At 44.9% G+C, this 19,636-nt stretch carries 15 protein-coding genes and 1 pseudogene; 2 read left to right on the forward strand and 14 right to left on the reverse strand.

Annotated features, from left to right (window positions below):
• Positions 1-120: 120 nt before the first annotated feature.
• The 11 genes from MTN95_RS13105 to MTN95_RS13155 all read right to left on the reverse strand — a co-directional run bounded on the left by MTN95_RS13105 (position 121) and on the right by MTN95_RS13155 (position 12,733).
• Positions 121-1,866 (reverse strand): phospho-sugar mutase, encoded by a 1,746-nt coding sequence (locus MTN95_RS13105; protein ID WP_105955271.1) that lies wholly within the window; start codon positions 1,864-1,866, stop codon positions 121-123.
• A gap of 133 nt (positions 1,867-1,999) precedes the next feature.
• A complete protein-coding gene (glpD, locus tag MTN95_RS13110; protein ID WP_101860906.1) occupies positions 2,000-3,667 on the reverse strand; it encodes a glycerol-3-phosphate dehydrogenase in 1,668 nt (555 codons plus the stop codon).
• 140 nt (positions 3,668-3,807) lie between these two features.
• A complete protein-coding gene (gene glpK, locus MTN95_RS13115) occupies positions 3,808-5,298 on the reverse strand; it encodes a glycerol kinase GlpK (RefSeq protein WP_105990479.1) in 1,491 nt (496 codons plus the stop codon).
• A gap of 18 nt (positions 5,299-5,316) precedes the next feature.
• Positions 5,317-6,141, reverse strand: a complete 825-nt coding sequence (gene glpF / locus MTN95_RS13120) for a glycerol uptake facilitator protein GlpF (RefSeq protein WP_095713748.1) — start codon at positions 6,139-6,141, stop codon at positions 5,317-5,319.
• Positions 6,142-6,311: 170 nt separating this feature from the next.
• On the reverse strand, positions 6,312-6,887 hold the full coding sequence (gene glpP, locus MTN95_RS13125; RefSeq protein ID WP_029441192.1) for a glycerol uptake operon antiterminator GlpP: 576 nt from the start codon (positions 6,885-6,887) through the stop codon (positions 6,312-6,314).
• Positions 6,888-6,917: 30 nt separating this feature from the next.
• Positions 6,918-8,270 (reverse strand): aspartate aminotransferase family protein, encoded by a 1,353-nt coding sequence (locus MTN95_RS13130; protein ID WP_248338476.1) that lies wholly within the window; start codon positions 8,268-8,270, stop codon positions 6,918-6,920.
• Positions 8,271-8,407: 137 nt separating this feature from the next.
• Complete coding sequence (locus MTN95_RS13135) at positions 8,408-9,322, reverse strand: AEC family transporter (RefSeq protein ID WP_248338478.1); 915 nt, start codon at positions 9,320-9,322, stop codon at positions 8,408-8,410.
• A gap of 113 nt (positions 9,323-9,435) precedes the next feature.
• Positions 9,436-10,977, reverse strand: coding sequence for a bifunctional GNAT family N-acetyltransferase/carbon-nitrogen hydrolase family protein (locus MTN95_RS13140; protein WP_024120710.1), 1,542 nt, complete (start codon positions 10,975-10,977; stop codon positions 9,436-9,438).
• 15 nt (positions 10,978-10,992) lie between these two features.
• Positions 10,993-11,655, reverse strand: coding sequence for an HAD family hydrolase (locus MTN95_RS13145; RefSeq protein ID WP_105955266.1), 663 nt, complete (start codon positions 11,653-11,655; stop codon positions 10,993-10,995).
• Between the two features lie 122 nt (positions 11,656-11,777).
• The gene (locus tag MTN95_RS13150) at positions 11,778-12,200 is read right to left on the reverse strand and encodes a CBS domain-containing protein (protein ID WP_059293164.1); all 423 of its coding nucleotides are present in this window, start codon (positions 12,198-12,200) and stop codon (positions 11,778-11,780) included.
• A 137-nt stretch (positions 12,201-12,337) separates the two neighbouring features.
• Positions 12,338-12,733: a YhcU family protein gene (locus MTN95_RS13155; RefSeq protein ID WP_024120707.1), complete on the reverse strand. Its 396-nt coding sequence runs from the start codon at positions 12,731-12,733 to the stop codon at positions 12,338-12,340.
• A 111-nt stretch (positions 12,734-12,844) separates the two neighbouring features.
• On the opposite strand from MTN95_RS13155, the gene MTN95_RS13160 reads away from it, so the two are divergent.
• Positions 12,845-13,753 carry an RluA family pseudouridine synthase gene (locus MTN95_RS13160; protein ID WP_248338480.1) on the forward strand — a complete coding sequence of 303 codons (909 nt, stop codon included), beginning with the start codon at positions 12,845-12,847 and terminating at the stop codon, positions 13,751-13,753.
• A gap of 33 nt (positions 13,754-13,786) precedes the next feature.
• Here MTN95_RS13160 and srtA read toward each other — a convergent pair whose 3' ends face one another.
• Together srtA and MTN95_RS13170 are read right to left on the reverse strand one after the other, a co-directional pair.
• Positions 13,787-14,383, reverse strand: a complete 597-nt coding sequence (gene srtA, locus MTN95_RS13165) for a sortase SrtA (protein ID WP_105990475.1) — start codon at positions 14,381-14,383, stop codon at positions 13,787-13,789.
• On the reverse strand, positions 14,380-17,946 hold the full coding sequence (locus MTN95_RS13170) for a 5'-nucleotidase C-terminal domain-containing protein (protein WP_396022378.1): 3,567 nt from the start codon (positions 17,944-17,946) through the stop codon (positions 14,380-14,382). The genes srtA and MTN95_RS13170 overlap by 4 nt, the downstream gene beginning before the upstream one ends.
• A 144-nt stretch (positions 17,947-18,090) precedes the next feature.
• On the opposite strand from MTN95_RS13170, the gene MTN95_RS13175 reads away from it, so the two are divergent.
• Entirely contained in the window at positions 18,091-18,738 is a 648-nt protein-coding gene (locus MTN95_RS13175) for a spore coat protein (RefSeq protein WP_024120704.1), read from the forward strand.
• Here MTN95_RS13175 and MTN95_RS13180 read toward each other — a convergent pair.
• A pseudogene (locus MTN95_RS13180) lies at positions 18,670-19,636 on the reverse strand (gluzincin family metallopeptidase). The gene MTN95_RS13175 and the pseudogene MTN95_RS13180 sit on opposite strands and share 69 nt — an antisense overlap.

Genomic DNA, 19,636 nt, shown 5'->3' on the forward strand with positions numbered 1-19,636 from the left:
CTAAGATTATACCAGTTTTTTGAATATTGTTACTTCACATGAAGGATGATTTTCTTTCAGACTTTTGGATGAGAAATAGAAAAAAGCTGGATCACATTGCGTGATCCAGCTTTTATAGAATTACTTTGCTGTTGCTTCGACAATTTCGTCAACTGTCTTCATGACATCGTCAGAAAGTGCGGCAAGACGCTGTTCACTGTCTTGGAGGGATGTTCCTTTTACGGCGAAATAAAATTTGACCTTCGGCTCAGTACCAGAAGGACGGAGGCAGAACCAAGATCCGTCTTCCAAGAAGTATTTCAATACGTTTGATTTTGGCAGGTCGATGGCTTCTTCTTTATTTTCCGTCAAAACCATCCGTTTGCTTACAGCGTAATCCTCTGCTGAGACAACCTGTTTACCGGCCATTGTTTGCGGAGGATTTTGTCTGAAGGAAGCAAGAATCGCTTCAATCTGCTCCGCTCCCTGTTTTCCTTTCAGCGTCAGTGATTTCAGTCCTTCACGGTAAAAACCATATTCTTTGAAGATATTCATTAACGCTTCGTATAAAGACGTTCCTTGTTTCTTATAGAACGCGCAAACCTCAACTGCCAAAAGTGCGGCCTGAATGGCATCCTTGTCGCGGGCGAAATCTCCGATTAAATAACCATAGCTTTCTTCATATCCGAATTGGAAAGTGTACTGGCCTGAGGCTTCGTATTCTTTAATCTTTTCACCGATAAACTTAAAGCCCGTCAGTGTATCAATCGTATCGAGTCCGAATGAAGATGCGACATCGCGGCCGATTTCACTTGTTACGATTGTTTTGAGAACGACGCCATTCTCAGGCAGGATTCCTTGTTTTTTCTTTTCAGAAAGCAAATAATGAAGCAGCAGCGCACCGGTTTGGTTTCCTGTCAGCACTGTATATTTGCCTTCATCATTTTTCACCGCAATGCCAAGGCGGTCCGCATCTGGATCTGTTGCAATAAGAATATCTGCATTTTGCTCTTCGCCGAGCTTAATAGCGTATTCAAATGCAGCATGCTCTTCCGGGTTCGGAGATGTTACAGTTGAAAAGTCCGGATCTGGCCGTTCCTGTTCCTTCACGACCGTGACATTTTGATAGCCGAGGGCTTCGAGCCCGCGTCTGACCGGTTTGTTTGCGGTTCCATGCAGCGGAGTGAAAACCACTTTCACATCCACTTCTCCGGATAACTCACGGTGAACGGAAATAGATGTCAGTTTTTCAGTATAGACCTTATCAATCTCTTCACCGATGATCTTTATTAAGCCTTTTTCTTTTAACGCTTCTTCATCGTCGACCGTGATTGTCAGTTCATTTTCGATGGCGTTTACCTGCTCAATGACGATGTCTGCTTCACGCGGAGGCAGCTGGCCGCCGTCATCACCGTACACTTTGTACCCATTATATTCAGGCGGGTTATGGCTAGCCGTCACAACAATTCCTCCGTAAGCGTTCAGTTGTCTGACAGCGAATGACAGCTCCGGCGTCGGGCGAAGCTCATCAAATACGTACGTTTGGATGCCTTGTGTAGCAAGCGTTTTTGCAGCTTCCATCGCAAACTCCGGTGACTTATGGCGGGAATCATACGCAATGACAACGCCCCGTTTTTTCGCTTCCTCACCCTGCTGCAAGATGTATGCCGCGAATCCCGCTGATGCCTTGCGCACCGTGTAAATATTCATCCGATTCGTACCGGCGCCAATTTCTCCGCGCATACCCCCAGTTCCGAATTCAAGGTTTTTATAGAAGCAGTCTTCAAGAGCCTGATCATTCCCCTCTAATTCAGTGAGGAGCTTTTTTAATTCAGGATCTAAATTTTCTGTATGTTTCCAGCGTTCATAGCTCTTTCTCCAAGTCATAATTCGTCCTCCTATGTATCAGCCATATGCCATTATTTTAATATGAAGAGAGCGTCTCTGTCACTTGATATCTTGAGATCTGACGGTTTCTGGCTCATAAAAGAAAAAACGGGCTGCAGACAGCCCGTTATTTTTATTGTTCGACCGGTACAACCGCATCGTGTAATAGCTTGTTAAGGTTTTCTGTATGTTTGTTTTGCGTCTGCTCATCCCACTGGAATCGCTCGCTCATAAAATCAATAACGGCATCTTTATATGTTTTTACCCAATTGATATCAAAAAATAAACGTCCCGTTCTGCGGACAAAGAAGTCAGCAGGCGTTGCAGTCAATTCTTCTTCAATGCTGTATTCTGCCTCGGCAAGGATATGAACCGGGATATTTCGCTTCGCAGCCTCGTCTTTCAGTGCCTCGACCCGATTAAAGACTCGCTCTACGTTGGAGCCGTATCTGATAGCCAGCTGTTTCGCATCCTTTTCTGATAAGCCGGCCGCAATGCCTTCTTTCGTTTTCGCCGTCACGAAGGATGCAAGGTTTTTAGAACCGCCGACGTGCCCGCCTGAAATCGGCATGTTTTTCGTTTTGCATGGGCCGAAATCCTTTTCGCCTTCCTCTTTTAATCGATCACGAACAAGATCGACAATGTGCTCCGCCATTTTTCTGTACCCGGTCAGCTTACCGCCGGCAATAGTGATCAAGCCTGAATCTGACGTCCAAATTTCATCTTTGCGTGAAATCTCGGAAGGGTCCTTTCCTTCTTCATGAATGAGCGGACGCAGGCCAGCCCAGCTTGATTCGATATCATCCGCTTTAATATTCAGTTCCGGGAACATGTAATTGATTGAATTGATGACGTAATCGCGATCCTCAGTTGTCATGCGCGGATGCTCCAGGGCCTCTTTGTAAACGGTATCGGTTGTGCCCACATATGTTTTGCCTTCGCGAGGAATAGCAAACACCATCCGGCCGTCCGGTGTATCGAAATATACCGCTTGTTTCAAAGGAAAGACAGATTGGTCAAATACAAGGTGAATACCTTTTGTATGCTGAAGGTGCTTTCCGTTTTTAGAATGGTCTTTTTCTCTGAGCTGGTCTACCCAAGGGCCTGTCGCATTGACGATTTTTTTCGCGTATACTTTATATTCTTTTTTCGTCAAAACATCTTCAATTAATACACCGACTGCTTTGCCTTTTTCATAAAGGAGTTCTTTTACTTTGGAATAATTCACAGGCTCTGCCCCGAATTTGACCGCTTCCTTCATGACTTCGATTGTCAGTCTCGCATCGTCAGTGCGGTATTCAACATAGTAGCCGCCGCCTTTTAAACCGTCTTTTTTCACCAAAGGCTCTTTTTGCAGCGTTTCTTTTGCTGAAAGCATGCTTCTGCGTTCTGATTTTTTTACGCCGGCTAAGAAGTCATAAACTCTTAAACCGATAGAGGTTGTGAATGAACCGAATGTGCCGCCTTTATGAAACGGAAGCAGCATCCATTCCGGTGTGGTAACGTGCGGGCCGTTTTCATAGACAATCGCCCGCTCTTTCCCTACCTCAGCGACCATTTTCACTTCAAATTGTTTTAAATAGCGCAATCCGCCATGAACCAATTTTGTTGATCTGCTTGATGTTCCAGCCGCGAAATCCTGCATTTCGCTGAGTGCGACCTTCATGCCCCTTGATGCCGCGTCAAGAGCTGTACCTGCTCCTGTAATTCCTCCTCCGATAATAAATAGATCATATGTTTTTTTCGTCATGTCTGTCAGCATGCGATCCCGCTCAAGACTTGAAAATTGATTTTTCATTATTACGTTTCCTCCTTGTTGTCACGGTAAATAGAAAAAGAGACCACAACAGCCAAAGTGCATGATCACACTTTGGTGCTGTGGTCTCTCCTCATCTCAGGACCGTTCTTATTAACTTGTAACCATTATAACATACTCTTATTTTATTTAAAAGCCATAGCTGCTTTAACGGCTTTTTGCCAGCCTGTATACAGCTCATTTCGTTTTTCTTCTTCCAATTTAGGTTCAAAACGCTTATCCAGATTCCACTGGTTAATAATTTCAGAACGATCCTTCCAGAATCCCACAGCGATACCTGCCAAATATGCCGCGCCAAGCGCAGTTGTTTCATTGATTTCCGGTCGTTCCACAGGCACATCCAAAATATCCCCTTGAAACTGCATCAAAAAGTTATTTTTAACAGCGCCGCCATCCACACGAAGCGTTTTCAATGAAATGTTAGAATCCGCTTCCATTGCATCAAGCACATCTTTCGTCTGATAAGCCAATGACTCCAGCGTGGCACGGATAAAATGTTCTTTTGTTGTGCCTCTAGTCAGGCCGAAAACTGAACCGCGCACATCGCTGTCCCAGTAAGGCGTTCCCAAGCCGACAAAGGCCGGAACGACATATACGCCGTCAGTTGAATCAACTTTCTCCGCGTATGATTCACTAAGCGAAGAGTCCTGGAACATTCTCATTCCGTCTCTTAGCCATTGGATGGCTGAGCCTGCGACAAAAATACTTCCTTCTAAAGCATATTCAACTTTACCGTCAATGCCCCAGGCGATTGTAGTCAGCAGCCCGTGTTCCGACTTAATTGCTTTTTCCCCTGTATTCATCAGCATGAAACATCCTGTGCCGTATGTGTTTTTCCCCATGCCTGCTTCAAAGCACGCCTGGCCGAACAGCGCGGACTGCTGGTCGCCTGCCGCTCCAGCAATCGGAATATTTTTTCCGAAGAAGTGATAATCAACTGTCTCCGCATACACATGAGAGGACGGTTTCACTTCAGGGAGCATTGATTTCGGAATGCCTAAAATTTCAAGCAGCTCATCGTCCCATTTCAAATCGTAAATATTAAACATCAGCGTTCTTGAAGCGTTGGAATAATCCGTTACGTGCGCTTTTCCGCCTGACATTTTCCAAATGAGCCATGTGTCAATCGTTCCAAACAGCAGCTCGCCTTTTTCCGCTTTTTCTCTTGCGCCTTCTACATTGTCTAAAATCCATTTCACCTTCGTGCCAGAAAAATATGGATCTATCAAAAGGCCTGTTTTCTCTCTGAATGTATCATTATATCCTTTTTCACGAAGCTCCTCGCAGATTCCAGACGTCTGTCGTGACTGCCAAACGATCGCATTATACACAGGCTTTCCTGTATCCTTATCCCAAACAACCGCTGTTTCCCTTTGGTTGGTAATGCCGATTCCGGCAATTTGAGAAGCGCTGATTCCCGATTCAGAAATGACTGATGCGATAACAGCAAGGACAGATCCCCAAATTTCATTTGCATTATGCTCAACCCACCCTGGATGCGGGAAGTATTGTGTAAATTCCTTTTGAGCGGAGTGAACGATTTTGCCTTCTTTATTAAACAGAATCGCTCTTGAACTTGTTGTCCCTTGATCTAAGGATAAAATGTAAGTTTCCATAAGATGTCTCCCCTTTGCTTAAATATATTTTGAATTTGATAGTGTTTTAGCTGCATGTTTTTTCGTATAGCCATAGAGTCCTAACAATACCACAACCAATACAACGCTTACAATCCAGAAACTGCTTGTAATCTGCCCCTGAAACGCGGCGCTGTAAAATACACCGCCGAATGATCCGCCCAAAATCGGGCCGGCAACAGGAACCCATGCGTACTTCCAGTTTGATGAGCCTTTCCCCGGAATCGGCAGAAGTGCGTGGGCAATCCGCGGGCCTAAGTCGCGGGCGGGATTAATTGCATATCCCGTGGTTCCTCCAAGAGAAATACCGATAGCAACGATGAGAAAACCGACGATTAAAGGGTTAAGTCCCTCTGTAAACTCATTTGCCCCAATCGCCAAAATTCCAAGCACAAGGACAAATGTCCCAATAACCTCACTTAAAACGTTTGCAAACGTATGCGGAATGCTGGGTCCGGTTGAAAAAACACCCAGCTTAGCAGCGGGATCATCGGTAGACTTCCAATGCGGCAGGTAATGAAGGTAAACAATCACCGCACCGATCATTGCACCGATCATTTGCGCCGCAATGTAAACCGGAACCTCTTTCCACGGAAAATCACCAACAAAAGCAAATGCTATCGTTAACGCGGGATTGAGATGGGCGCCGCTGATGCCGCCGACCGCATAAGCGGCCATTGCCACACCTAATCCCCATCCAAATACAACAACAATCCAGCCAGATTGATATGAAAGCGATTTCTTCAAATTGACTCCTGCACAAACACCTGCGCCAAAAATAACAAGCAGCATCGTACCGATTAGTTCTCCCCAAAATGCTGTCATAGATAATTCCTCCTAAGGTTGCGATTAAGAAGTATGATAGAGAATAAAAAAACCACAACAAACCGCTTTACGGGTGCATAACCTTTACCGTAAAGAGCTGCTGTGGGTCTCCGGATTCTCCATCACATTGTATTAACCTAGTGCAATTGTATCAGTGGATGAAAGCGGTGTCAATCACTTTCTGTCAAAAAGTTTTCATATTTTTTCCATAATTTGGTGTTGGATGTGGTGACAGCAACGGCACCAGCTTTCAGTGCCTGTTCTACATCTTGTTCTGTGCGGATAAAACCTCCCGCAAAGATAGGGATACCTGTTTTCTCTTTAATTTCCTGAATAAGTGACGGCACGATGCCCGGCAGCACTTCAATGAAGTCAGGCTTATGCTTGCCGACAAACTCCATGCTTTTTTCCATTGCGCTTGTATCAAGCAGAAATAAACGCTGGATCGCATAGATTTTCTTTTGCTTCGCTTTTGCAATCACGTTTGATCTTGTTGAGATAATCCCCGCTGGCTTGATATCCTGGCAGATAAATTCCGCTCCGTATTCATCATGTTTGATCCCTTGAATTAAATCGACATGCACCATCATCTTCTTCCCGTGCTTTTGCGCCTCTCTGATCACGCCCTTTAATTGTCCGAGATGAATATCAAGTATCACGCCGTACGAAAACGAGCTGTTTAAAAACTCATCAAATTGCTTCATATTGCGAATAGCCGGTAAAATAGGCTGGTTGTGAAAACTCATAGTGTGCTCCTTTAACAAATCACTTTTGTATCAAATTGTCAGTATGCTTTCCTTCACCGTTTTTACGATAAATGCAAGGTCCTCTTCTGTCAGACAAAATGGCGGGGCGAGCTGAATGACATTGTTATATCCGGCGACTGTATCACCGTTTTTGCCGATGATCAGCCCTTTCTCTTTGCATGCCGCAACCACTTGGTTCACTTGGTCAGCGCCAGCCGGCTCTTTAGTCAGCTTATCTTTGACAAGTTCGATTCCGACCAGCAGCCCTTTTCCCCTTACATCCCCTACTGCAGGGTGTTCTCTCAACGACTGAAGCTCACCTAAAAGCTTTGCCCCGAGATCGCGGGATCGCTGAATCAGCTGTTCATCCTCCATAATTTGCAGGTTTTTCAAAGCTAATGCGCAGGCTGCCGGGCTGCCGCCGAATGTGTTGACGTGGCGGAAACGGTCATAAGGAGCTTCTCCTTGGTATGCTTCAAAAATCTCCCGTTTAACCGCGGTCGCTGACAATGGCAGATACGCGCTTGTAATCCCTTTCGCCATTGTAATGATATCGGGCTTTACGCCGTAGTGCATAAATCCGAACGGCTCGCCAGTCCGCCCAAATCCGCAGATGACTTCGTCACAAATCAGAAGGGCGCCGTGGCGGCGGCAGATTTCCTCCACTTTCTTCATATATCCGTCCGGCGGCATTAAAATGCCTCCGCCAGTAATAATGGGCTCCATAATGACACCGGCAATCGTTTCGCTTAATTCCCATGTCATGATGCGGTCAATTTCATTTGCGCTCTCTAGCGTATCGGCGTCTTCAGGATTTCGGTAGACATCAGGCGGGGCGGCGTGCAGGAATCCTTGGCTTAACGGTTCATATTTATATTTCCGCTGTGCCTGGCCGGTGGCAGAGAGCGCTCCCAACGTATTGCCGTGATAGGATCTATATCTAGAGATGAATTTATAACGGCTGTGGTCGCCGTTTTCCAGATGGTATTGGCGAGCGATCTTAAAAGCGGTTTCATTTGCTTCCGATCCGCTGTTGGAAAAGAAAATCACATAATCGCCGCCAAGCCACTCATTCAGCTTTTCCGCCAAGTGAATCGCAGGTGCGTGACTTTGCGTTAACGGGTAATACGGCAGTTCCTTTAATTGTTCATAGGCAGCCTCCGCAAGCTCTTTTCTGCCGTAACCAATATTAACGCACCACAAACCGGACATCGCATCAAGATAGCGGCGTCCGTCTATATCAGTCACCCAGGCTCCTTCCGCCTTTTGGGCAATCAGACTGTCCGCTTGATGCGCTCCCTTCATAGCATGCCACACGAATTGCTCATCCTTTTGCTTTAATCCCTGATTTTGCTGAATGTTTTCCATCCCCATCATCTCCATTTCATTAGCGTTCAATAAATAAATTGAAACAGACCTTCTCTTATGTGATGTCTAGGTGATGATTTCCCTGACTTCAATATAAAGCCAGACGACAAAGGAGTCAATAAACCGCCGGGTAATTAAAACATCCTCTTTCATCAAGAAGAAAGAGGATGCAGCATCCAAAGCAGGACCGGCAAAGTGACTATGCTCAGCATTGTGCTGATAAAAGTGGCACTGGAAACGACTTCGGGCCTTGTATTAAACTGAACGGCCATTAAGGTCGTATTGGCAGCGGTCGGCATGGCCGCTACGAGGATCATAATTTGCTTCGTCATGTCATCCACAGGCAAAATCAATGTGAAGGCCAGCGCAATTAACGGTGATACCATCAGCTTCAGCAGCAGAGAATAAGAAATTTTTCTGTATTCAATATTCCTGAAAGAGATCAGCGCAAGCTGCATGCCAAGAATAATCATGATCGTCGGAATCGTCGCATTTCCGACCAGTTCAATGCCTGTCATTAACTCTTTAGGGATTGAAATATGCATAAGCTGAAGTATTGCGCCTAAAAGTGCTCCGTACGCCACAGGCATACGGATAACCCGAGTCATCACCGTTTTAAATCCGCCTTCCTCCGAACCGCCCTTTGCAGCGTAATACATGCCGATAGTACTCATAATTAACTGCTGCAGCACCATTAACACAACAGCCGTATCCAGCCCCGCCGTCCCAAACACAAGCAGTACGACAGGCGTGCCGTAATTGCCGTTATTCATAAAGGCTGATGAGAGAATCATGGCACAGCGATCTTGGTTCGGATACCTATGAAAAAAGGATAAAAAGGAGACCCACAGCACAAGAACCAGGCATAGACCCAGCACAAAAATAGACAGATACACATAGTCCATCGTCAGCTCGTTTGAATAAAACGTATCAAAAGCCAAAAAAGGAGACATTAAATATAAGGACATTTTGGACAATGTCTGAATATCAAAACCGAGTGTTTTTTGTCCGATATAACCAATTGCGAAGATTCCGAAAACGGGAACTAAAACAAGCAGAAACTCCATAAGGCACCTTCTTTTCCGATGTACACACATTTATATCTATTTTAAAGAAAGCACGGCAGAGTTTCAATTCCGCTTTTTTAAAAAAAGCCCGCCAATTCAGGCGGGCTTTCGCATTATTTTTTATAGTGAATGTGATAAATATCGCGGCGTCTGTCTTTGAGCTGACGCACCGTTCCGTTTTGGCGCTGTCTTCTGAGAATTTCTAAGTCAACATCGCCAATGACGACCATTTCAATATTCGGGTTGGTTTCCCCAACGATGCCGTCTCTTGCGAATTCAAAATCAGAAGGGGCAAAGATGCCGGACTGAGCATATTGGATATCCATATTTTCAGTTTGCGGCAGGTTTCCAACCGTTCCGGAAATGACGGTATAAATTTGATTTTCGACCGCTCTTGCCTGTGAACAGTATCTGACACGCAAGTAGCCTTGGCGGTCTTCCGTACAAAATGGCGTAAAAATAATTTTTGCGCCTTTATCGGCCGCAATGCGGGCAAGCTCAGGAAACTCAATGTCATAGCAAATTTGGATCGCAATTTTCCCGCAGTCCGTATCAAATACACGTACCTGGTCGCCCGCGCTGATTCCCCACCATTTGCGTTCATTCGGCGTAATATGCAGTTTATATTGCTTCTCAATCGTTCCATCACGTCTGAACAGGTAGGCGATATTATAAATTTTCCCTTCCTCTTCTACAAAATGAGATCCGCCGATAATGTTGACATTATACTTAACAGCCAAGTCTGTAAACAGACTGATGTAATCCTCAGTATACTCGGTAATTCTCTGTACCGCCAAGCTTGGTGAACGTTCCTCAAGGAAGGACATCAGCTGGGTTGTGAAAATTTCCGGGAACACTGCAAAATCAGACCTCGCGTCAGATGCGACATCGACATAGTACTCTACTTGATTCGCAAATTCCTCAAAGGAATAGATTTTTTTCATTTCGTATTGAATGACACAAATTCTCACAGGGAAGGCCGATTTATAATAACGCTTTGTCTGCTGCGGCAGATAATCGACATTATTCCATTCCATAAGCGTCGCATATTTGATTGAAGCTGTATCATCCGGGAGATAATCCGGGTTAATCCGCATCAGGGTAAAACCGTTCATCAGCTGAAAAGAAAGGACAGGATCGTAAATTTGATGGCGTGTTACCTGTTCAACATACTCTCTCGCAGTCATTTCATCAGCATATTTATGATAGTTCGGTATCCGTCCGCCTATGATGATGCTTTTCAGATTTAAACGTCTTGCCAAATCCTTTCTTGCCTCATACAAACGATGGCCGATTTTCATCCGTCTGTAATCAGGATGCACCATGACCTCGATCCCGTACATGTTTAAGCCATCCGGATTGTGATTGGTGATGTATCCGTCATCTGTAATGTCCTGCCACGTATGGCGGTCATCATATTCATCAAAGTTAATCAGGAGGCTTGAGCACGAACCGATAATTTCACCTTCGAATTCTGCACAAAACTGCCCTTCTGGAAAATGCTCCAGATGGCTGATTAAATGCTCTCGCTTCCACGGCTCCATGCCTGGAAAGCAGTCCTTTTGAAGGTCGATAATGTTGTCGATATCTTTCTCTTCGATATTACGGATGACCATTTTCTTTTCAAAACGGGTCAAATCTAATTTCTCAGACAATCTACTCGCTCCTTTCTAGTTTTGTGCGTTCAGATGATCAAGCAATAGGGCGAGCTCCATCTCCGCCATTGATTCGAGCCTGTGATCATATTCTTCAAACATCAAGGTGCCTGTTACTTGATTCGGAACGATCACACACTTCATGCCCGCTCGCTTGGCAGCAATCGAACCATTGACGGAATCCTCGAATGCGAGGCATTCCGACGGTGATACTCCAAGATTCTTTGCCGCTAACAAATACAGCTCGGGATTGGGCTTGACCTCTTCTACATCATCAGCTGTCTGAATCACTTCGAATTTCTCAAACAGGCCAAGTTGCTTCAAATGGCCGGATACCCATTTATAATCTGAGCTGGAAGCCAGTCCTACTTTTAAGCCTAAATCCTTTGCCGCATTCAGATACGCTTCAACACCCGGTCGCGCTTTTTCTGTTTCCATGCGTTTTGCAAACCGGTCTCTTCTCAGTTTTGTCAGCTCTTCATGGTTCAGCTTTTTGCCTATCTGCTCTTCTAAGTATTCAAATGGCCGAAATCCCGCCGCTGTTCCGATAACCTTGCCCCAAACGGATAACGGCAAAACCGAGCCATGTTCCTCAAAAATTTCCTGAAGGACTTCATATTCATGCGTTTCTGTATCAAGAATAAGCCCATCAAAATCAAAAATTAACGCTTTTATCACTGCGTACAACTCCTTTGGCCCGAATTGAGACATATGTATACACTATACCCCGAAACGTCTCTGCTTTCAAAAAGTAAGGGTTTATGTGAAGAAAGAGCCTGCACACTGCAAGCTCTTTCTTATTAATGCAAGTTTTGATGAGAAATGTTTGTCAGCGCTTCTCCAGCAGACTCGTTCGACATCTGATTGACAGCCAGGTCTCCAAGCGCAACGATCCCGACTAGATTGTTTTGATCTACAATAGGAAGGCGGCGGATTTGGTGCTGGGCCATCAGTTGCGACGCGTCTTCCAGACTCATATTAGGATTTCCTGATACGAGGTCTGTTGACATCACTTCTGAAACGGGTGTCTGGCCATCTCGGCCTTGAGCTGTGGTTCTCAATGCAATGTCACGGTCAGTCAGCATTCCTTTTAAAACACCTTGCTCTACCACGGGAACCGCCCCGACGTTATGCTGTTTCATCAGAGAAGCCGCTTCCTGAATCGTTTGATTCGGAGAAACGGTTGCTACCTGCGTTGTCATTGAATGTTTAACTGAACTCATTGGTCAGCACCCCTTTCAATCATTAGTATGTTCAGACACCGGATGATTAAAAAGGGAGTTGCAGGAAAGGTTTTGTGGTATGATTTCTCTGATGCAAAAAGAGCTTTTCTCGAAACGGAAAAGCTCTTGCTGCGAGATTATATCAGCCTTCTGTGACCCGAAAAGGCATTGTTTGTTTTCGGTTGAAAATCAGATAAAGCAAACGGAAAATATACTCCGCAATCATTAAGCATCTTGCTGTTTTTATCAAAAATGGCTTGATCACTCAAGTCATCATGCGGTGAAGGCTTTGTCAGAATAATATGTATCATTTGCAGACAAGCCATAATTTGAAAAGCTTCTTTTAATGTTCCTTGGTAATATTGGTTATTTAAAGACAGAACGCCTTTCTTTTTAAAGCGCTGAATGTCCAGTTCGGAGAAATAAAGAGGAAATACATGATGGAAAAGCTCCATTGACAGTTCCTTGATAAAGCTTTCCTGTTCTTCAGTTGCTGCGTTCACGATTCTCACGTCTATCACCTTTCTTGCCATCGAATATCCAAAGTCTTTCTCAAGAATATCACAGAAAAAAACGCGAATGTTAAGGTAAGTGTTTCCTATGAGAAGCAGCAGCCTTTCGCGCAAAAAAGGAGCCATTTGATCATGAAAGAAAAAGGCAAAGGGCTAGAGCTGATAATCAGTGAAAAACAGGACGGACAATGGCTGTTTTCTGTGCTGAAAACAGAGCTCAAAGCTTCTAAACCCGTTATCCAAGAATGGATGACTTATCACAATATAAAGGTCAATCACGAGCCTGTCAAAAACAACATACTCGTAAAAAAGGGTGACCGCCTGTTTATTGATCTTCAGGAAAACGAAGAGTCCTCCGTCATACCTGAGTATGGAGAACTTGATATTTTATTTGAAGACCGCCACATGTTAATCGTCAATAAACCAGCTGGTATTTCCACTCATCCCAACGAAGAAGGCCAAACCGGCACACTCGCCAATTTGATCGCATATCACTTTCAGGTGAATGGCGAAACAATCAAAGTGCGCCATGTCCACCGCCTTGATCAGGATACATCAGGCGCTGTCGTATTCGCCAAGCATCGTCTGGCGCATGCCATCTTAGACCAGCAGCTAGAGCAAAAAACGCTGAAGCGTACGTATCTCGCAATTGTTGAAGGAAAACTGAAACCGAAAAAAGGCAAGATCGATTCGCCGATTGGAAGAGACAGATCACACCCGACAAGACGGCGGATTTCGCCAGGCGGACAAGCCGCCGTCACCCATTACCGTACCCTTGCTATCAATGCAAGAGAACAGCTCTCGCTTGCTGAATTAGAGCTGGAAACAGGCAGAACACATCAAATCCGTGTGCATATGGCAAGCATCGGCCATCCGCTTACTGGGGATACACTTTACGGAGGCGAGAGCCAATTTCTTAACAGGCAGGCACTGCATGCCAAAAAGGTACAGGCTGTTCATCCGATTACCGAAGAGCTGATCGCTGCCGAAGCACCTCTTCCCGCTGATATAGAAAGCCTTTGCCATACGTATTTATCATGAAAAAAAGCCGCAGGGATTGTCCTGCGGCTTTTTTTATGAAATACGTTTTCCGTAAATAATATAACGTTTCGGGGCATTCCCGACGTATGAAAAAGGATAGCAGGTGGTCAGAATGAGCTCTTCCTTTTCGTGCTGCAGCGTAATAATGGAGGTATCATCCTTATCCACGATTTTTGTTTTTTCAATTTCATATGTGAAATCTCCATATGAAAGGATGATGTTGAGCCGGTCACCTTTTTCAAGCTCTCCTGTCCGGCGAAACACGGTGTCCCGATGTCCTGACAGTACAATTTGCCCGTTTTCATCTGGATAATAGCTGTCCTTGTAATGCCCCACACCCTTTTCTAAATCATCTGCATCAGTCCCTTCCACGATCGGAAGCTCCGCATTGATTTTCGGTATTTCCAGTATGCCGCTTGCTTGGCCGGTCTTCGGCTTAAACGATGATTTTTTCTTGGCTTGATTATCGTTTTCCTTCGTGCCTGCAATGGCCTGCGGCTGTTCAGCTGCCTTTTTTGCTTCTTTTAATGTCTGCTCTGTTTTCATGCTGGTATCAATCAGTTTGAAGCCCCCGTAGCCTGTGATCACAAGACCGATCACAATGATCACAAGAGGAATATATTTTTTCACGTCGTAGCGGCACTCCTTTTCCTTCTGATATATAAATACGTTCCGGACAGTGAGACCGCTGCGCCGATCACAATAAAGTTGTAGTATCCTGCTGACGTATCCGGAAGCTTATGATCAGAACCGCTTTCCTCACTTTCTTTATGCAAAGGCAGTGTGTTTATACGGCCGGCGGCAGTGACAGGCTGTTTGGTCTCTGTTAATTCTTCAAAGGTCGAAATGACTGCAGGCGGCAGCTGATTGACCGGAGCTGTGCCCGGGGTCTCTCTTAGATCAGGCTGTTCTTCCCCAGGTGCCGGATTTGCCTTGCCCGGATCGTCTGGTCCCGGACTGTCTGCCGGGTCTTCAGTGACTGGGTCTTCAGCCTGACTGTCTTCAGCCAGTTTAATTCTGCCTTCTTTTGTATATGAAATCGGCTTATCAAAGCTTTTTACATACTCTACAGTCGCTTCTAAATCCTCAGGCCCTGTAACCGGATGTTTCCCAAACAATCCGATTGGCTGGTATTTGGCTCCTGTCGCCGTCGCCATAAAATGATTAACGGTTAATGTGTATGTGGCATCCGGCTGGATTTCGGTTCCGTCTGCCATCTTTATATCAACCGCTTTGCCTGTTTCTTTATCCCACGTATACGTAAACCCGCTTATGCTGTAGTCAGGGCCGAAAACCGGTGAGATTTGCGCATTGATGATCTCCCGCAAATCTTTTCCTTTAATCTCAAGCTTCGTCAGCACATTTCCAAACGGCTGAATGTTATAAAGGTCTCCCCATGTAATTGGGCCTTTCTTCAGTCCTTCCCGTATCCCGCCGCCATTCATTAGCGCAAAATCCGTTTTCATCGCCGCTCTCATGCCATCAGCAATCAAATTCCCAAGTGGTGTGTCGCCATCATTAGAATAACCGCCTTCCATATCAACAGCCGCCTCACCGACTACTTCGCTGATAATCGGTTCAGCAAGGGCCTGATACTTCCTTAAAATAGCTGAGGCGCTGGCATCAGGTTTTTTCTTGCTTTGATCGACGTATTCGATATCAGCCGATTTTTTGACGATGTCTTTTGTCTGTTTATTGATTTCCAGATCAACGACACCTATCGCTTTTCCGTATTCAAACGCCTGAACGATCAGCTTGCCGTTCACTTCACCATTGACGACCTTATGGTTATGCGCTGCAAAAATGATGTCTATCTCAGAATCTGATTTGTTTGCAAGGTCAGCGGATTCGCCTGTAATTGTGGTGCCGTTTTGTTCGGCAGACATATGTGCGAGCACTGCAATGGCCCTGATGCCTTTTTTCTTCAGCTCTTCGGCAGCGTCATTTACCGCTTGTACTTCATCGGTAAACTCAATATCCTTTATTCCGTCAGGCATGACCATTCCGGCCGCCGACTGTGTGACAACCCCAATAAAAGCAAAAGGTATGCCCTCTACGTTTATAACGTCATAAGCCGGCAAAAAGGGTTCTCCGGTAGACTTCATTTTACAATTGGCGCACACAAGGGGAAAGTTTTGTCCGTCATAGCCGCTAGTGCCTTTCGGGTGATCTCCCCCTTTTAACATTCTCATGAGTTCATCCGTACCTTCATCGAACTCGTGATTGCCCACAGTTCCGACATCAAATCCGATATCCTCCATCAGTTCCACAGTTGGTTCATCTTGAAGAAGAGATGATACGGGCGAACTGCCCCCGATCATATCCCCGGCGTGCACAGTGAGCGTGTTTTTCTTTTCCGCCTTTTTTTCTTTCAAATAGGCAGCAGCATAGTCCATGCGTCCGAATGTGCCATCTGGAGTGCCGTCTCCATCAAGATCAAGCTCGTATTGCTGATCGATTTTCCCATGTAAATCGTTCATGCTTAAAATCCTAAGCGGTATATTTTCTTGGAGAGAGGTTTGCTTTTTCTTGTAACCGGCACTCTCTGCTTCAGCTGCTGAAGCAAAGAAGATCCTGTTTTCCACAGCCACCTGCCTCCAGTCTGCTGGCGTAACATAGGTCTTGTTTGATGAGTCTCCCACATACCTTGTCAGCCCTTTCCCCTGCTCTCTGGCTCTAAATTCAAACGGCATTTCCATAAGAGGATCCGCTTCACTCCAAATGCCTTTTTGCTCTTTTTTTGCATTGGCGGCTGCGGCCTGAAATTCCTGATAATCCTCTTCATTTTCAACAGGCCAAATAAAATATGTTGGAGCATAGCCATTTTTCACGAGTTCTAAATTTACATTTGCCCCTGTCTCAGTCACAACCTGTCCAAGAAGTCTGCCATAGCTGTCCTTGGCTTCGCTGCCGACTTTTACCGTTATTTGATCTCCTGGAGACAAAACAGTTTTTAAATAGTCAGAGGCTTTCTTGCCAAATCTTAACTGATTTTCATCCGCTTCATTTTTTGGTGTGTGGTACGTTTCTGGCGTGTCTACATTTACAAAACGGATTTTTGCCGTGCCAAGTATCGGTTTTTTGACATGAATGGTATCACCGTCTACAACGCGATCAACCACAGTTTCATATTCGCCTTCTGAAGACGGCGGAGCAGGCTGCTCTTGAAGCAGCTTCATGTCTGCTGATTTTCGCGGAAGAAGCTGAAAGGATTGATATCTGCTCAACACGCCAGTGATTTCATACCATTTATCCTCAGTCAGTTCATCAATGATACCTGTCTCACTCATAACACGCAGTGTCATTGCGTGGTGATCATTATCGATCATCGTAACATTGTAACCGCCGCCTGCTTGAGAATTTGGAATAGAAGAAATATAAGCTTTGACTGTTACAAGACGCCCTTCATACTGATCACCCAAGCTGCCATTGACCAGTTCATTGATCATTGAAAATTCAGGGACAGGGAGAGGCTGATTTGATTGGGTAATACGGATGCCTGATGTATCCGGAACTATTTCAGTAAGCCCTTGGTAAGTCGTTATTTTCCCTGTCACCGTAATGTCCATTCCTTCTTTTAACTCAGGGAAATTCTCTGGTGCTGCCGAATAAATGTTGATGCCGCCTGTGTCATCCTGCATAAAGGTCGACAGCTTTCCGCCTCCGATTGCGCTCTGATCGGCAGTAACAACGCCTTTAATCGTGACATGTTCATTCATTCGGCCGCGCGCTTCCTGTATTGTAATAGGCTGTGCTGCCGGCGGAGATTCAGCGTCATCCTTTAAGACCATTGACTGAATCTTCTTAAGACCTGTCGTATTAAAATAATGTTCAAGCTCGCCTTGAACAGCTATCTTTTTCCCAAGAAGCAGCGGGTTCGTTTGCAGTCCGAATTGGCTTCTAAATGCGGAGGGGATTTGCACGGGAAGAATGTAATCGGGTGATGTCTCGTTTTTTCTGTCCGCTATAGCAACGTTATAATCATTTGAAAAAGGGCTTGTCAGATTGTAATGCTGGGGTGAAACAGCTTGGCCGATTGTATATCCTTCGACAAGAGCTTGGCCCTCTTTTTGCTGTATCGCTTTTTCAACCGATATTGGTTCTGGCTCAGCAGCTCTTACAGCTTCATAAGCGGACATGACATTCAAGAAAATGAAAAGTATGATCAAAACAACATGCAAAAAACGCCTCATCAGTTTTCCTCCCTTACATCTTGCATCATTCGTTTATTTGCTAATCACTTCGACAATCAGCATATAAATCCTGTCAGGCGCTGCATAAAACACGGCAGACAAGCACAAAATACAGCTGATCTGAAAAAAAAGGAGGAATTCGGTTTGGATCAGCAATTTCAGCAGCAATCACAGAATAAAGGGATACCAGGCAAACCGCATCAAAATCACGGCGGACATGAAATGTTTGATATGCACGAGGTGCTTTCCGGAACGCTTACTGTGCTTGATCAGTTTATGATGCTGAGACAATTCTGTAAGGATCAGGAATTATTAAACATCCTTGACCGTCAATATCAATTCATTACATCTCAATATAACTTAACGGCAGAGTGCTTCAAAACAGGAAGCGAGCCTTCACAAAAAACGGCAACTTATATGATGAAAGAAGACAACCAGACTGTTTACGGTATGCAGCCGGCACAGCCTAAGAAACCTGTTCAGTCTATGAATGACATTGATGACAGCATCATCAGCCGCCAAATGCTTTGCGCTGTTAAGGCACAGGCATCTATGCTCACGATGGCTTCTCTAGAAATGACAAATCCCGCCGTAAGACGTGTACTGTCTGCGCAAATTCAGCAGTATGTCGAAATGGCTTTTGAGATTTTCCTTTACCAAAACAAACATGGTTATTACCAAGTTCCGCAGCTTGACGCGCAGGATATGGAACAACTGAGAAATTCATTTGCCCCTGCACAAGGACAAATGCCTCCGACTCAAGGCGGTATGGGCCAGCAGGGACTTCATTAAATAAAAAAGGCATTGGATAGAAACTATCCAATGCCGCATTTTCTTCAAACGTTCTGGTAAAATCTTCTTCAAATTGATCAAGACTATCCTGAGTCGCCGCTTTAAACCCTTTTTTAAAATCCCCTTTTTTCGCTGTTTCCTTTATAATCTCCAAAATAATGTCTTTCCCGTATGTTTCCGTCAGCTCATTGATCATATAAAAGCTTTGCAAATAAACATCGGTTTCATATTCCGATCGAGCTTCCTGCCAGTTCTGATCTGTCTGCAAACGGTCAAACGGCACGACAGTAAACGTAATCGGATCTATGAGCAATTCATAGTTCGCGATCCACTCGCTTAATCCTTCATGGAACCATAAGGGGAACTCATCAGGATCTGCTTCGAGTTCCCGTAATTTCTGATGAAACGCATGGTGTGTGTACTCATGAATCAATAATCTCTGATACAGATAAACCGCTACATCATCACCTTCTAAAAGCTGCTTTTTCTCTTCAGGCAATAATCCGATCAGCTGCTCCCGCTCAGAATAAAAGCCGACAACATCCAATAAACCGGAATAAGCCTCCATCTGTTTTTCATTAGGAAAAAAAATAATATCAATAGGCTTATGATTCGAATAGTCAAGCATGACCTGATTAATACTCACCGCATATTCAAGCGTTTCTTTCGTTAATGGCAGTAAGGATTTTTCCTTAGAAGTGTAATAAACATCGGCCTGTTTAAATGACTCTTTCTTCATGTGCTTCGTCACTTGTTCTTTCGTTATCCCAGATGTCTGCCCTGGCAAAGACAGAATATACATCGTGCTTGATACGATGGCCGAGCTTACGGCCAGCATCACAAGGACTCCGCACAGGAATAGAGCGGATGCCGCACGCTTTCCTATGCCACCCTGCAA

This window comes from Bacillus sp. 2CMS4F (genome assembly GCF_023161785.1).
GTDB classification, from domain to species: domain Bacteria; phylum Bacillota; class Bacilli; order Bacillales; family Bacillaceae; genus Bacillus; species Bacillus halotolerans.